Source organism: uncultured Streptococcus sp. (genome assembly GCF_938036805.1).
GTDB lineage: Bacteria > Bacillota > Bacilli > Lactobacillales > Streptococcaceae > Streptococcus.
Window position 1 is genome coordinate 1 of record NZ_CALHWC010000116.1, and the last position, 14,847, is coordinate 14,847.

11 protein-coding genes are annotated in these 14,847 nt (G+C 44.6%); 10 read left to right on the forward strand and 1 reads right to left on the reverse strand.

Annotation, left to right across the window (positions count from 1 at the left end; genetic code table 11):
- Together Q0191_RS04660 and Q0191_RS04665 are read left to right on the forward strand one after the other, a co-directional pair.
- Positions 1-1,304, forward strand: a 1,304-nt coding sequence (locus Q0191_RS04660; protein WP_297664256.1) for a mucin-binding protein, incomplete at its 5' end; no start/stop codon positions are given.
- Between the two features lie 464 nt (positions 1,305-1,768).
- The gene (locus Q0191_RS04665) at positions 1,769-2,485 is read left to right on the forward strand and encodes a YebC/PmpR family DNA-binding transcriptional regulator (RefSeq protein ID WP_297664258.1); all 717 of its coding nucleotides are present in this window, start codon (positions 1,769-1,771) and stop codon (positions 2,483-2,485) included.
- Positions 2,486-2,563: 78 nt separating this feature from the next.
- Here the strand turns inward: Q0191_RS04665 and queG are convergent, their stop codons facing one another.
- Positions 2,564-3,688 carry a tRNA epoxyqueuosine(34) reductase QueG gene (gene queG, locus Q0191_RS04670; RefSeq protein ID WP_297664260.1) on the reverse strand — a complete coding sequence of 375 codons (1,125 nt, stop codon included), beginning with the start codon at positions 3,686-3,688 and terminating at the stop codon, positions 2,564-2,566.
- Positions 3,689-3,917: 229 nt separating this feature from the next.
- Between queG and secA the strand changes: the two genes are divergently transcribed.
- From secA to nadE, 8 genes are all read left to right on the forward strand, one after another.
- A complete protein-coding gene (secA, locus tag Q0191_RS04675; RefSeq protein WP_297664262.1) occupies positions 3,918-6,437 on the forward strand; it encodes a preprotein translocase subunit SecA in 2,520 nt (839 codons plus the stop codon).
- 16 nt (positions 6,438-6,453) lie between these two features.
- Entirely contained in the window at positions 6,454-7,485 is a 1,032-nt protein-coding gene (locus Q0191_RS04680) for a 3-deoxy-7-phosphoheptulonate synthase (RefSeq protein ID WP_297664263.1), read from the forward strand.
- A 1-nt stretch (position 7,486) separates the two neighbouring features.
- A complete protein-coding gene (locus Q0191_RS04685) occupies positions 7,487-8,524 on the forward strand; it encodes a 3-deoxy-7-phosphoheptulonate synthase (RefSeq protein WP_297664265.1) in 1,038 nt (345 codons plus the stop codon).
- A 198-nt stretch (positions 8,525-8,722) separates the two neighbouring features.
- Positions 8,723-9,085 carry a holo-ACP synthase gene (gene acpS / locus Q0191_RS04690; RefSeq protein ID WP_297664267.1) on the forward strand — a complete coding sequence of 121 codons (363 nt, stop codon included), beginning with the start codon at positions 8,723-8,725 and terminating at the stop codon, positions 9,083-9,085.
- Complete coding sequence (gene alr / locus Q0191_RS04695; protein ID WP_005591069.1) at positions 9,075-10,181, forward strand: alanine racemase; 1,107 nt, start codon at positions 9,075-9,077, stop codon at positions 10,179-10,181. Before acpS ends, alr begins: the two co-directional genes overlap by 11 nt.
- Before the next feature lie 31 nt (positions 10,182-10,212).
- Entirely contained in the window at positions 10,213-12,228 is a 2,016-nt protein-coding gene (gene recG, locus Q0191_RS04700; protein ID WP_125382037.1) for an ATP-dependent DNA helicase RecG, read from the forward strand.
- Positions 12,229-12,551: 323 nt separating this feature from the next.
- Positions 12,552-14,012 (forward strand): nicotinate phosphoribosyltransferase, encoded by a 1,461-nt coding sequence (locus tag Q0191_RS04705; RefSeq protein WP_297664273.1) that lies wholly within the window; start codon positions 12,552-12,554, stop codon positions 14,010-14,012.
- Positions 14,009-14,833: an ammonia-dependent NAD(+) synthetase gene (nadE, locus tag Q0191_RS04710; RefSeq protein WP_297664275.1), complete on the forward strand. Its 825-nt coding sequence runs from the start codon at positions 14,009-14,011 to the stop codon at positions 14,831-14,833. The genes Q0191_RS04705 and nadE overlap by 4 nt, the downstream gene beginning before the upstream one ends.
- Positions 14,834-14,847 lie beyond the last annotated feature (14 nt).

The following is a 14,847-nucleotide window of genomic DNA, read 5'->3' on the forward strand; positions in this document are numbered from 1 at the left end:
AGTTCAAGGGACCTAAGACCTTCGACAACGACGATAAGAAGGATCAAACCTTCACCGTTGCTATGCGTCAAGTTGTAGTACCATTCGATCCAAATAATCCACCGAAACCAAACGATCCAATGGATCCTAAGAATCCGGATGGACCTAAGTGGACAGATGATAAGATCAAGTCAGCTCAACAAGAAGCTGTGAAAGAATTGAGCCGTACGATCAAGTACGTATACGAAGATGGTAAAGAAGCAGCACCAAGCTTCACAGACAGCGCTAAATTCACGCGTATTCTGAAGATCAACGTCGTAACGAAAGCGATCGTAGAAAAAGGCCCATGGACATCACAAGATGACGTGATCAAGGGACAAACTTCACCAGACATCAAGGGTTACGTAGCAGATAAAGCAAGCGTAGCAGATGTGACAGTTACAGCAGACTCAGCTAAACCAGCAGATGAAGTCGTAACTTACAAGAAGGCTGATCAAAAAGCAACCATCACCTTCGTAGACCAAGCTAAGAAAGAATTGGCGAAGATCTCAGAAGGCGGTAAGTCAGGCGAACCAATTAGCCGTGACCAATACCTTGCGAAGTTGAAAGAATTGACTAACCAAGGTTACAAGGTTGTGAACGATGAGTTCAAGGATCCACAAAACTTTGATGATGATGCAAGCAAGGACCAAAACTACACTGTTCAACTGGAAGAAGGCGTAGTACCATTCGATCCAAACAATCCACCGAAACCAAACGATCCAATGGATCCTAAGAATCCGGATGGACCTAAGTGGACAGATGATAAGATCAAGTCAGCTCAACAAGAAGCTGTGAAAGAATTGAGCCGTACGATCAAGTACGTATACGAAGATGGTAAAGAAGCAGCACCAAGCTTCACAGACAGCGCTAAATTCACGCGTATTCTGAAGATCAACGTCGTAACGAAAGCGATCGTAGAAAAAGGCCCATGGACATCACAAGATGACGTGATCAAGGGACAAACTTCACCAGACATCAAGGGTTACGTAGCAGATAAAGCAAGCGTAGCAGATGTGACAGTTACAGCAGACTCAGCTAAACCAGCCGATGAAGTCGTAACCTACAAGAAAGCTGAAGTACCGCCAACTCCGGTACCACCAACTCCAGCTCCGGTACCAAATAAACAAATACCGAACAAGCCAGTGGAACCGAAAGTTCCTGGAACCACTGCTCTGCCAAATACAGGTGAGAAATCATCTTCAGCAGCAGTACTTGGTTTAGGAATTGTTGCAACACTCGCAGGTGTCAGCTTGATTAAACCAAGATTGAAAGAAGAAGATTAATTCTTCACAGCTTGGATAGTAATCACTGAAGAGTTGTAGACGATTAGTTAACAGCTCAGAAAAAGCGATAACTTCGTAAAGAAGTTATCGCTTTTTTGTTTATGTGCGCACTCAGTTTTGGTAGTAATAAAAGAGAGATTATTTCGGCAAGGTCGGCAAGGTAGGTATATTACTACCAAACAGGCCTAAAGGATGTGATTTGTTAGAAGTGCTGAGAAATGATGTATTGATCCTTTTTATCTCAGTTATACTGCTATATAGATGATGTACCAAGAAATTTTAGCAAAACAGAGTAGATAAGGAGCCCATAAAGCAGATCAGAGGTTATTTTGATTTAAGATCGTATTTGGCTGGATTATTTTTAGGAATTGAGAAGTTTCCTGTTTTTGTTGGATGATTTTTCGTCTTTCCTGTGTTATAATAAGGAAGATTAAAAATGTAGAATAGTTAAAGGAGAAATTCCAATGGGACGTAAGTGGGCCAATATTGTAGCTAAGAAGACAGCTAAAGACGGCGCAAACTCAAAAGTTTATGCTAAATTCGGTGTAGAGATCTATGTAGCAGCGAAAAAAGGTGAACCAGATCCTGAGTTGAACACAGCCCTTAAATTCGTTATTGATCGTGCTAAGCAAGCGCAAGTACCAAAGCATGTTATTGACAAGGCGATTGACAAGGCTAAGGGAAATACGGATGAAACCTTTACAGAAGGTCGTTATGAAGGCTTTGGGCCAAATGGTTCTATGCTGATTGTTGATACCTTGACTTCGAATGTCAACCGGACTGCAGCCAATGTTCGTGCAGCCTTTGGGAAAAATGGCGGGAACATGGGTGCTAGTGGCTCTGTATCTTATCTTTTTGATAATAAAGGTGTCATCGTTTTTGCTGGGGATGATGCAGACAGTATCTTTGAATTGCTTTTAGAAGCAGATGTAGATGTGGATGATGTGGAAGCAGAAGATGGAAGCATCACTGTTTATACAGCACCAACTGATCTGCATAAAGCAATCGTGGCCTTGCGTGAATCTGGTATCCAAGAATTCCAAGTGACAGAGCTTGAAATGATTCCTCAGTCAGAAGTGGAGTTGACTGGTGACGACCTCGAAACCTTTGAAAAACTCTATAGCGTTTTGGAAGATGATGAAGATGTCCAAAAGATCTACACCAACGTAGATGGCTTCTAATTGAATAACATAAAAATACAGTCTGATTTAGTATAAGTTGCGTTCTAAGGCAGTTTCTAAATTAGACTGTATTTATTTTTAGTTAGTTAAGTGGAATTTCTTTAGGAATTGTTCCTGTTCCTCTTTGATAGCTTCTGTGGGATTTTTCACAGCGAGAATCATCTCAATCATTTCAGGACTAGCTTCGCGTACTAGCTGACTGAGAGCCCAGATGGCCGTAGCGATATGGACTGGATTTTGTCCCTTGTCAATAATTTCTAGCAGTTTGGGAATGGCAGAGCGATCATTAGCGTTGGCTAGAGCAATGATGGCATTGCGCTGCAGGATGTTTTTGCCCCGCCAGCTACCTGCTATATGGCCGAATTTTTCCTTAAACTGACCATTAGAAAGTTCCAAGAAAGGTAGGAGCTCGGGATGAGCTAGATCGGGGTCAATCTCAGTTGCGAGCGGATTGTCTAAACCTTTATTATAGGGGCAGCAAATTTGGCAGATGTCGCAACCATAGATGACTGTCTTGATTTTTTTGCGAAATTCTAGGTCCATGATGCCCTTATCTTGGGTTTGAAAAGATAGGCAGCGCTTGGCGTTCATAGTCCCATCGCCAATGAGGCAGGAGGTAGGACAGGCTGTTACGCAGCGATTACAGTCTCCGCAGTCATAGTCGACAGGCTGGTCAGGCTCAATGTCCAGATTGGTAATGAGCTCACCCAGAAACATATAAGAACCAAATTCCTTGGAGATGACCAAGCCGTTCTTGCCGATAAAGCCTATTCCTGCTCGCCGGGCTACAGCGGTGTCGACCAAGGCTCCTGTATCCACCATGCCTTTATATTCAAAGTTGGCAGTCAACTCCTCAATTCCCTTTGCAAGCCGATCTAGCTTGTCCTGTAGGACATAGTGGTAATCCAGCCCCCAGCTGTTGGGAGTGAATTTCCCCCGTTTGTAGGCTGTCTTTTGTGGCTGTTGCTTGAGCTTGTGGGGATAAGCGACTGCGATAGAGATGATGGTCTTGGCCGAGGCTAGACTCAGTTTGGGCTTGATCCGCTCCTCAATATTCTTATGTTCAAATCCTGAATTTCGACCTTCTTCTACGGCCAAGCGCAGCGACTTTTCCAGATAGTCAAAGTCATCTGCTGTCGTGAAGCCAATTTTAGAAATGCCAATGTCTTTTGATAATTTGATAATTTCTTCTTTGATATTCATTGCTATTATTATATCGAAATTATGAGAATTATGCGAGAAACTACTTTGTGAAAACCATGATTATTTAGCAAATTTGAGAGCAAGAAGAGTTAGGCAGATAAGCGTGTAAATTGAGAAATGACAGCCTTTCAAGCCAATTGCCAAATGGATTATTTCTTGAAAGATATGGGGAAACATGCTATAATGAGAGGAAACATTTATAAACAGAACATAGCGAGTAAGGAATAAAATGGCTAATATTTTAAAAAAAATCATCGAAAATGATAAAGGTGAAATAAGAAAATTAGAAAAGATGGCGGACAAGGTCATGTCCTATGAGGACGAAATGGCAGCCTTGACCGATGAAGAATTACAAGCAAAAACGGTTGAATTTAAGGAACGTTATGCTAATGGTGAAACTTTAGATCAACTTTTGTTTGAAGCATTTGCAGTTGTCCGCGAAGGAGCGAAGCGTGTCTTAGGTCTTTTCCCATATAAGGTTCAGATTATGGGGGGGATTGTCCTTCACCATGGTGATGTGCCAGAAATGCGTACGGGGGAAGGAAAAACCCTGACAGCGACTATGCCTGTTTACCTGAATGCCTTGTCTGGTCAAGGAGTTCACGTTGTTACAGTCAATGAATACTTATCAGAGCGTGATGCGACTGAGATGGGTGAACTTTATTCTTGGTTGGGACTTTCTGTTGGTATCAATCTAGCATCTAAGTCACCAATGGAAAAAAGAGAAGCTTATGCTTGTGATATCACCTACTCAACCAACTCTGAAATTGGTTTTGACTACCTGCGCGATAACATGGTGGTTCGGGCTGAAAATATGGTACAGCGTCCGCTTAACTATGCCTTGGTTGACGAGGTGGATTCTATCTTGATTGACGAAGCGCGTACGCCATTGATCGTGTCAGGACCGACAGCTTCTGATACGAATCAGCTTTATTATAGAGCGGATAGCTTTGTGAAAACACTTCAAAAAGATGACTATATCATTGATATTCCATCTAAGACGATTGGTTTATCAGATTCAGGTATCGACAAGGCTGAAAGTTACTTTAACTTAGAAAATCTATACGACCTTGAGAATGTTGCTTTGACGCACTTTATCGACAATGCCTTGCGTGCTAACTATATTATGACCCTAGATGTGGATTATGTCGTTAGCGAAAAGCAGGAAATCCTCATCGTTGACCAATTTACTGGACGTACAATGGAAGGCCGTCGTTTCTCTGATGGACTCCACCAAGCGATTGAAGCAAAAGAAGCTGTGCCTATCCAAGAAGAATCAAAAACATCTGCTTCGATTACCTACCAGAACCTTTTCCGTATGTATAAAAAGCTTTCAGGGATGACAGGTACTGGTAAAACAGAAGAAGAAGAATTCCGCGAAATTTATAATATTCGCGTTATCCCAATCCCAACTAACCGCCCAGTTCAACGTATTGACCATCCAGATTTGCTCTATCCTAGCTTGGAAGCTAAGTTTAAAGCAGTAGTAGAAGACGTCAAGGAACGCTACAAAACAGGTCAGCCTGTCTTGGTCGGTACAGTATCAGTTGACACGAGTGACTATCTTTCTCAAAAATTAGTGGCTGCGGGAATTCCTCATGAAGTCCTGAATGCTAAAAACCACTATAAAGAAGCACAAATCATCATGAATGCTGGTCAGCGTGGTGCTATTACCATTGCGACCAACATGGCTGGACGCGGTACCGATATTAAGCTAGGTGAAGGTGTGCGTGAATTGGGTGGACTTTGTGTCATCGGAACAGAGCGCCATGAAAGCCGCCGGATTGACAATCAGCTTCGTGGACGTTCAGGTCGTCAAGGTGATCCAGGCGAATCACAATTCTACCTATCTCTCGAAGACGATTTGATGAAACGTTTCGGTTCAGAGCGCATTAAGGCTGTGCTAGATCGGATGAATCTGAGCGAAGAAGAGTCCGTCATCAAGTCTCGGATGCTGACGCGTCAGGTTGAAGCGGCTCAAAAACGGGTTGAAGGAAATAACTACGATACTCGTAAGCAAGTCCTTCAATATGACGATGTCATGCGTGAGCAACGCGAGATTATTTATTCTCAACGCTATGATGTCATCACAGCAGACCGTGATTTAGCTCCAGAAATTCATGCTATGATCCGTCGGACGATTAATCGGATCGTAGATGGTAGCAGCCATTCAGACCATGATGAAAGAATTGAAGCGATTCTGAATTTTGCTAAATATAATCTTGTACCAGAGGACTCTATCTCAGCTGATGATATAGAAGGTAAATCCAAGCAAGAAATCAAAGATTACTTGATGGAGCGAGCTTCTGAAGTTTATGACAATCAGATTTCTAAGCTTCGGGATGAAGAAGCAGTCCAAGAGTTCCAAAAAGTGCTGATTCTCCGAGTGGTAGATAGTAAATGGACAGATCATATCGACGCCTTGGATCAATTGCGCCAGGCTGTGGGACTGCGCGGTTATGCTCAGAACAACCCAGTTGTTGAGTATCAGGCAGAAGGTTTCCGGATGTTTAATGATATGATTGGCTCTATCGAGTTTGATGTGACTCGTCTCATGATGAAAGCACAGATCCATGAGCAAGAACGTCCACGTACAGAGCACAGTATCAGCACGACAGCTACTCGTAATATTGCTGCCCAAAATCCAAATATTCCAGAAAATGTTGATTTGTCTTCTGTTAAAAGAAATGATTTATGTCCATGTGGTTCAGGTAAGAAATTTAAAAACTGCCATGGTCGCAAGAAGTAGTTTATAAGGAGAGAAGATGACCTTTAAAGCAACTAGTCAACCAATCAATGTAGCAGAAGTGCGTCAGCTTGCTAAGTTAGAAGGTTCTATTCTAGCTCGTAAGCAAGAACGAGATCGCCAACTAGAAGCTATTATCCGCGGTGAGGATGATCGTATCCTTTTGGTCATCGGTCCTTGCTCCTCAGACAATGAAGAAGCTGTCTTGGAATACGCTAAGCGTTTGGCAGTTCTTCAGGAAGAAGTCAAAGATCGGATCTTTATGGTCATGCGGGTCTACACTGCCAAGCCACGGACCAATGGCGATGGCTATAAGGGCTTGATTCACCAGCCTAATGCGACAGCGGCACCTAGTCTAATCAACGGGATTAAGGCGGTGCGCAACCTGCATTACCGTGTGATTTCAGAAACCGGAATGACGACGGCTGACGAGATGCTTTACCCAGAAAATCTTCCCCTAGTAGATGATCTGATTTCCTATATGGCGATCGGTGCTCGTTCTGTTGAGGATCAGCAGCATCGCTTTGTAGCCAGTGGAGCGGATTTCCCGACTGGCTTGAAAAATCCTACGTCTGGAAATCTAAATGTCATGTTTAATGGCATTTATGCGGCTCAAAACAAGCAGAGCTTCCTCTTTGCAAATCGAGAAGTAGAGACGAGTGGAAATCCTTTGGCTCATGCGATTCTGCGCGGTGCCCTCAATGAATATGGCAAAAACATTCCGAACTACTATTATGATAATCTGCTGGACACAATCGCCCAGTATGAAGCAATGGGATTAGAAAATCCATTTATCATCATCGATACTAACCATGACAACTCTGGCAAACAGTATTTGGAGCAAGTTCGGATTGTTCGTCAGACTTTGATCAACCGCGACTGGAATGATAAAATCAAGAAGGTTGTTCGTGGCTTTATGATAGAATCTTACTTGGAAGACGGCCGACAAAATGAGCCAGAAGTCTTTGGCAAATCTATCACAGATCCATGTCTAGGTTGGGACAAGACGGTTGAGCTCGTCCATGAGATATACGATACACTAGGTAAATAATATGGCATTTATAGAAAAAGGTCAGGAAATTGACATCGAGCAGATCAAGTCTGCAACGATTTTGTCAGACCAAGCTTTACAAAAGAAAAATCAGCGTGATCAGGAATTGGCTGCCATCATCAAGGGAGAAGATCAACGCTTGCTCTTGATTATCGGTCCCTGCTCATCTGACAATGAAGAGGCGGTGCTGGAGTACGCTCGCCGCTTGGCTGACCTGCAGCAGAAGGTGGCGGATAAGATTTTTGTCGTCATGCGGGTCTATACTGCCAAGCCTCGGACCAATGGTGACGGCTATAAAGGGCTCGTCCACCAGCCGGATACTTCAAAAAGTCCAAGCTTGATCAATGGGTTAAAGGCAGTGCGCCAGCTTCATTACCGAGTCATTACTGAGACAGGCTTGACCACAGCTGACGAAATGCTCTATCCTTCTAATCTAGTGCTGGTAGATGATTTGGTCAGTTACCATGCCGTAGGTGCTCGTTCGGTTGAAGATCAAGAACACCGTTTTGTAGCTTCTGGTATTGATGCACCGGTCGGTATGAAAAATCCAACATCTGGCAATCTTGGAGTCATGTTTAATGCCGTTTACGCTGCTCAAAATAAACAAATCTTCCTTTACCATGGTCAGGAAGTGGAAACTCTAGGCAATCCCCTGGCGCATGTGATTTTGCGTGGTGCTTTAGATGAGTACGGTAAGAACAAGCCTAACTTCTATTACGAGAATCTTCTGGATGTGATCAAACGCTATGAAGATATGAAGCTGTCCAATCCTTTTATCATAATTGATACCAACCACGATAATTCTGGCAAGCAGTATCTGGAGCAGGTGCGGATTATCCGTCAGACTCTGATCAACCGTGCTTGGAATGAGCAAATCAAGAAGTCGGTGCGTGGTTTCATGATTGAATCCTATTTGGAGGATGGCCGCCAGAATGAGCCAGAAGTCTTTGGTAAGTCTATTACCGATCCTTGCTTGGGCTGGGATAAGACTGAACAGCTCGTTCAGGAAATCTATGAAACCTTAGAAAAAGAAGCTTAAATAGAAAGGATTAGGAGGCTTTGATAGGAGTCTGCTAACGAATATAGGCAAGCTCATACTCTATGAAAATCTAATTTTGATGATGTTAAACCTCTTTGATACATTTCAGTGTCATTCTCATCGGTTTGCCTTGTCGAAATTAGATTTTCTTTCAATCTCCTTGGGAGAAGGGCGTTGCTTCGTATTCCTAATAGAAGTATGATAAGAGGACACGGAATAGATATAGAGGAGATTTCCAGCATTGGTCGGGCCTACGAGAAGAATGCGCGCTTTGTTGAGAAAATCTTGACGGCTCAGGAGTTGGCTCGATTTGGCTCCTTAAAGGGCAAGCGCAAGCTGGAATATTTGGCGGGTCGCTGGTCAGCCAAGGAAGCCTTTGCCAAGGCTTGGGGGACCGGTATTGGCCCTGTGACTTTTCAGGATTTGGAAATTTTAAATGATGATAAGGGGGCGCCTTATTTTAGCAAGTCCCCCTTTGCTGGTTCGGTATGGCTATCAATCAGTCATGCTGGAAATCTGGTGACCGCCAGTGTGATTTTGGAGGAAGACAATGAAAGCTAGTCTACATAGACCCACTAAAGCAGTCATAGACCTGTCTGCTATTGCATTTAATATTGAGCAAATTGCGGCTCATATTCCCCAGTCGGTCCAGAAGTGGGCAGTAGTCAAGGCCAATGCTTATGGACATGGTGCGGTTCCTGTCTCTCAGCATATTCAGCCGCTTGTAGATGGTTTTTGTGTATCTAATATTGACGAAGCCCTCGAACTACGAGAAGCTGGCATTGCTAAATCCATTCTTATTTTGGGTGTTTCTTCATTGGAGGCTGTGCCTTTAGCGATCCAGCAGCAGATTACCCTGACAGTGGCTAGCCTAGCTTGGTTGGAGGAGCTCTTGAACCAGCAAGCTGATCTGACGGGCTTGACTGTTCATATAAAGATTGATTCAGGCATGGGACGCATTGGCTTCCGTGATAGTCAAGAAGCCCAGCAAGCAATTAGCCGCTTGCAAGCAGCAGGAGCTGTGGTAGAAGGAATTTTTACTCATTTTGCAACTGCAGATGAATTAGATACAAGTCATTTTGTAGCCCAATTAAATCGTTTTAAAGAGATTTTGAGTGAGTTAGCTTTCTTGCCGCCAGTTGTGCATGCTAGTAACTCTGCAACAACTCTTTGGCATAGTGAAACGATTATGAATGCTGTTCGGCTGGGCGATATTATTTACGGATTGAATCCTAGCGGACGAGTGCTGGACCTGCCTTATGAGGTCAAACCAGCTCTGAGCTTAGAATCTGCTCTGGTTCACGTCAAAGAAATTCAAGCGGGCGCCCATGTCGGCTATGGGGCGACCTATACCAGTGATAGCCAGCAAATCATTGGAACGATTCCTCTGGGTTATGCCGATGGCTGGACCCGCGACATGCAGGGCTTTGATGTCTTGATCGATGGTCAGCGCTGTCCTATTGTCGGTCGGGTTTCTATGGATCAAATCACGGTACGTCTGCCTCGAGTCTATCCTTTGGGAACGCAGGTGGTCTTGATTGGCCAGAGTGGCGCCGAGCTTATCACAGCAACGGATGTGGCAGAAAAGCGTGGTACGATTAACTATGAAGTGGTCTGCTTAATCAGCGATAGGGTACCGAGAGAGTATAAAAAGTAAAAGACAATCAAGAAGAAGGAAAGGAGACGGGATGAATCTGCACCAGGCTTTGACGGCTCTGCCAGGAGTGGGGCCAAAATCGGCTGAAAAATTTAAAAAACTAGGCCTTGAGAGCCTGCAGGATCTCCTGCTCTATTTTCCTTTTCGCTATGAAGATTTTAAGAGTAAGAATGTCCTTGATTTAGAAGATGGAGAAAAGGCGGTCATTTCTGGGATCGTCGCGACTCCAGCTAATGTCCAGTATTATGGCTACAAGCGCAATCGCCTGCGTTTCACAATCAAGCAGGGAGAAGTCGCGATTGCAGTCAATTTTTTCAATCAGCCTTATCTAGCAGATAAGATCGAACTGGGAGCGACGGTGGCTATTTTTGGTAAATGGGATAAAGCCAAGGCTAGTCTGACGGGGATGAAGGTGTTAGCTCAGGTTGAAGATGACTTGCAGCCAGTTTATCGAGTTGCCCAAGGGATTAGTCAGGCAAGTCTAGTCAAGCTGATTAAGGCGGCCTTTGACCAAGGTTTGGATCAGTTATTGGAGGAAAATCTCCCTCCTATCCTTCTGGATCGCTACCAGCTTTTGGGGCGTACTCAAGCTGTGAGGGCCATGCACTTTCCTAAGGATTTGGCGGAATATAAGCAGGCCCTGCGTCGGGTCAAATTTGAAGAACTTTTTTATTTTCAGATGCAGCTGCAGGTTCTGAAGCATGAAACCAAGGATGTCAGCCAGGGACTGGCTATTCCTTGGCAGGAAAAAATGCTGGCTCAAAAGAAGGCTGAGCTGCCATTTTCTCTGACGGAAGCTCAGGAGCGAAGTCTGGAAGAAATTCTCGGTGATTTGCAATCGCCTGCCCACATGAACCGCCTCCTGCAGGGAGATGTTGGTAGTGGTAAGACCGTGGTGGCTGGTTTGGCCATGTATGCCGCCCATACGGCAGGCTATCAGTCGGCTTTGATGGTTCCGACAGAAATTTTGGCTGAACAGCATTTGGACAGTCTGACTCAGCTCTTTCCTGAGCTGAATTTGGCCCTCCTAACTGGTGGTATGAAAGCTGCTGAACGCAGAGAGACTTTAGCTGCCATAGAGTCGGGGCAAGTAGATATGGTGGTCGGCACCCATGCCTTGATTCAGGAAGGGGTCGTCTATCATCGACTGGGCTTGGTCATTATTGATGAGCAGCATCGTTTTGGGGTGGACCAGCGTCGGATTTTGCGGGAAAAGGGAAATAATCCAGACGTTCTCATGATGACAGCCACGCCTATTCCTCGGACTTTGGCCATTACTGCTTTTGGCGATATGGATGTCTCTATCATCGACCAGATGCCGGCTGGCCGCAAGCCCATCATTACTCGTTGGGTCAAGCATGAGCAGTTGGAAGTGGTCTTGGACTGGATGAAAAAAGAGCTGGCCAAGGGTGCCCAAGTCTACTTCATTTCTCCCTTGATTGAGGAATCCGAGGCTTTGGACTTGAAAAACGCGATTGCTCTAGAGGAAGAGCTCAAGGCCTACTTTGCCAATCAGGCTCAGGTGGCTCTCCTTCACGGTCGTATGAAAAATGACGAAAAAGAGGCCATTATGCAGGACTTCAAGGATGGGAAAACGGATATTCTAGTGTCAACTACAGTCATTGAAGTCGGCGTCAATGTTCCGAATGCGACTATCATGGTTATCATGGATGCCGACCGCTTCGGACTCAGCCAGCTTCATCAGCTGCGGGGACGAGTGGGTCGAGGAAATAAGCAGTCTTATGCCGTTCTAGTTGCCAATCCCAAGACGGAGTCTGGGAAGAAACGGATGAAAATCATGACTGAGACGACAGATGGTTTTGTTCTGGCTGAGGAAGACCTCAAGATGCGTGGTTCAGGTGAAATTTTTGGGACCCGTCAGTCTGGTATTCCAGAGTTTCAGGTGGCGGACATCGTGGAGGATTATCCCATTTTGGAAGAAGCGCGCAAGGTGGCTAGTCAAATCGTTGCCAATCCTAGCTGGCGGCAGGATGCCAATTGGCACCTAGTATCCCTGCATCTAGAAAAACGCGATTATCTGGACTAGCGAAATAACATTCGATTAGATTTTGCTTTATACGTTTAAGCTTTCTGCAAGAAAATTCTAAGCCTTCCTTAAGCTTTAAGGCCTATAATAAAAGCATCAAAAGAAACGAGGTGGCAAAAATGAAAGTAGCAGTTAAAGTAACCTATAAAAAAGAATTTAAACAGATGCGCCGCGTGAACAAGACTTATGGAATCTAATATTCCAAGTGAAAGATAAAAGAAGATACCTCCGGAAGAAATTCTGGAGGTATTTTGCTATTGAATCAAGGCTTTTTTACAATTTATGTTATAATATATAATAACTATGATAAAAGGAGCTCAATTATGTTTCCAGATGACAGTTTGACTTTACATACAGACTTATATCAAATCAATATGATGCAGGTTTATTTCAACGAAGGTATCCATAATAAGCGTGCTGTTTTTGAAGTCTATTTTCGCAAGAATCCTTTTAATAATGGCTATGCCGTTTTTGCGGGCTTAGAGAGGATTGTGGCTTATCTGAATGATTTGACATTCAGTCAGACGGATTTGGACTATTTAGCGTCCTTGGGCTATAACGGAGCTTTCTTAGAGTATTTACGCGATTTCAAGATGCAGCTGACCGTGCGTTCTGCTAAAGAAGGAGATTTGGTTTTTGCCAATGAACCGATTGTTCAGGTCGAAGGGCCGCTGGCTCAATGTCAGTTGGTAGAAACAGCGATTTTAAATATCGTGAATTTCCAAACCTTGATTGCCACTAAGGCAGCTCGCATCCGCTCTGTGATCGAAGATGAGCCGTTGATGGAGTTTGGTACCCGTCGTGCTCAGGAAATGGATGCGGCGATTTGGGGTACGCGGGCGGCCGTTATCGGTGGAGCCAATGGCACCAGCAATGTTCGGGCAGGTAAGCTCTTTGATATTCCCGTTCTAGGGACGCATGCCCATGCACTTGTGCAGGTTTATGGCAATGATTACGAGGCTTTCAAGGCTTATGCAAGCACTCATCGGGATTGTGTGTTCTTGGTAGACACCTATGATACCCTTCGGATTGGGGTTCCTACGGCCATCCGTGTAGCGCGTGAATTTGGGGATAAAATCAATTTCTTGGGCGTGCGGATCGATTCTGGAGACTTGGCCTATATTTCTAAAAAAGTTCGTCAGCAGTTAGATGAAGCGGGCTTCCCAAATGCTAAAATTTACGCTTCCAATGATTTGGATGAAAATACCATCCTCAACTTAAAAATGCAAAAGGCTAAGATTGATGTCTGGGGTGTGGGAACCAAGCTCATTACAGCCTATGACCAGCCAGCTCTGGGTGCTGTTTACAAGATTGTCGCGATTGAAGATGAGAATGGGCACTTGCGCAATACCATTAAGCTCTCCAATAATGCTGAAAAGGTTTCGACTCCGGGCAAGAAGCAGGTTTGGCGGATTACCAGTCGTGAAAAAGGCAAGTCTGAGGGTGACTACATCACTTATGATGGAGTTGACGTCACCCATCTGGCAGAGCTGGAGATGTTCCATCCGACTTATACTTATATTAACAAAACAGTTAAGAACTTTGATGCGGTGCCGCTCTTAGTAGATATTTATAAAGAAGGCCAGCTCGTTTACGAGTTGCCGAGTCTGTCTGAGATTCAGGATTATGCCCGCCGAGAATTTGACAAACTCTGGGACGAATACAAACGGGTTCTCAATCCCCAAGATTATCCGGTCGATTTGGCGCGTGATATTTGGCAGGATAAGATGGACTTGATTGACCAGATGCGCAAGAAAGCCTACCAGACAGGAGCAGAAAAATGAGCCTACAAGAAGAAATCATCCGCCAACTAGGCGTCAAACCAGTCATTGATCCAGAGGAAGAAATCCGCAAGACGGTGGACTTTCTCAAGGCCTATCTGAGAAAACATCCTTTTTTGAAAAGCTATGTTCTGGGCATTTCTGGTGGTCAAGACTCAACCTTGGCTGGTCGCTTGGCCCAGCTAGCCATAGAAGAAATGAGGGCTGAGACAGGAGATGGGAGCTATCGCTTTATCGCTGTCCGCCTGCCTTACGGCGTTCAAGCGGATGAAGACGATGCCCAAAAGGCCCTGACTTTCATCCAGCCTGATGTCAGTCTGACAGTCAATATCAAGGAATCCGCTGACGCCATGACAGCTGCAGTAGAGGCGACAGGTGCTAAAGTCTCTGACTTTAACAAGGGCAATATCAAAGCGCGTAGCCGTATGATTGCCCAGTATGCTTTGGCTGGTTCATATAGCGGAGCTGTCATTGGGACCGACCACGCAGCAGAAAATGTTACGGCCTTTTTCACCAAGTTTGGGGATGGTGGAGCAGATATTGTGCCCCTTTATCGTCTCAATAAACGCCAAGGTAAGCAGCTTTTGGCCGCTTTAGGAGCGGATCCGGCTCTCTATGAGAAGGTTCCTACGGCTGACTTGGAAGAAGAAAAACCTGGAATTGCTGATGAAGTTGCTCTGGGTGTGACCTATAATGAAATTGACGACTATCTCGAAGGCAAGTCCGTTTCGGCTCAAGCCCAAGAGACGATCGAGTCTTGGTGGCATAAGGGCCAGCACAAACGGCATTTGCCGATTACTATTTTTGATGAATTTTGGAAGTGAAAATCTCGATCGAA

Excerpts from the sequence above, each read along its gene's own strand:
- acpS (WP_297664267.1), top strand. The coding sequence starts at position 8,723 with ATGATAAGAGGACACGGAATAGATATAGAGGAGATTTCCAGCATTGGT.
- recG (WP_125382037.1), top strand. The coding sequence starts at position 10,213 with ATGAATCTGCACCAGGCTTTGACGGCTCTGCCAGGAGTGGGGCCAAAA.
- queG (WP_297664260.1), bottom strand. The coding sequence starts at position 3,688 with ATGAATATCAAAGAAGAAATTATCAAATTATCAAAAGACATTGGCATT.
- nadE (WP_297664275.1), top strand. The coding sequence starts at position 14,009 with ATGAGCCTACAAGAAGAAATCATCCGCCAACTAGGCGTCAAACCAGTC.
- Q0191_RS04680 (WP_297664263.1), top strand. The coding sequence starts at position 6,454 with ATGACCTTTAAAGCAACTAGTCAACCAATCAATGTAGCAGAAGTGCGT.
- secA (WP_297664262.1), top strand. The coding sequence starts at position 3,918 with ATGGCTAATATTTTAAAAAAAATCATCGAAAATGATAAAGGTGAAATA.
- Q0191_RS04685 (WP_297664265.1), top strand. The coding sequence starts at position 7,487 with ATGGCATTTATAGAAAAAGGTCAGGAAATTGACATCGAGCAGATCAAG.
- alr (WP_005591069.1), top strand. The coding sequence starts at position 9,075 with ATGAAAGCTAGTCTACATAGACCCACTAAAGCAGTCATAGACCTGTCT.
- Q0191_RS04665 (WP_297664258.1), top strand. The coding sequence starts at position 1,769 with ATGGGACGTAAGTGGGCCAATATTGTAGCTAAGAAGACAGCTAAAGAC.
- Q0191_RS04705 (WP_297664273.1), top strand. The coding sequence starts at position 12,552 with ATGTTTCCAGATGACAGTTTGACTTTACATACAGACTTATATCAAATC.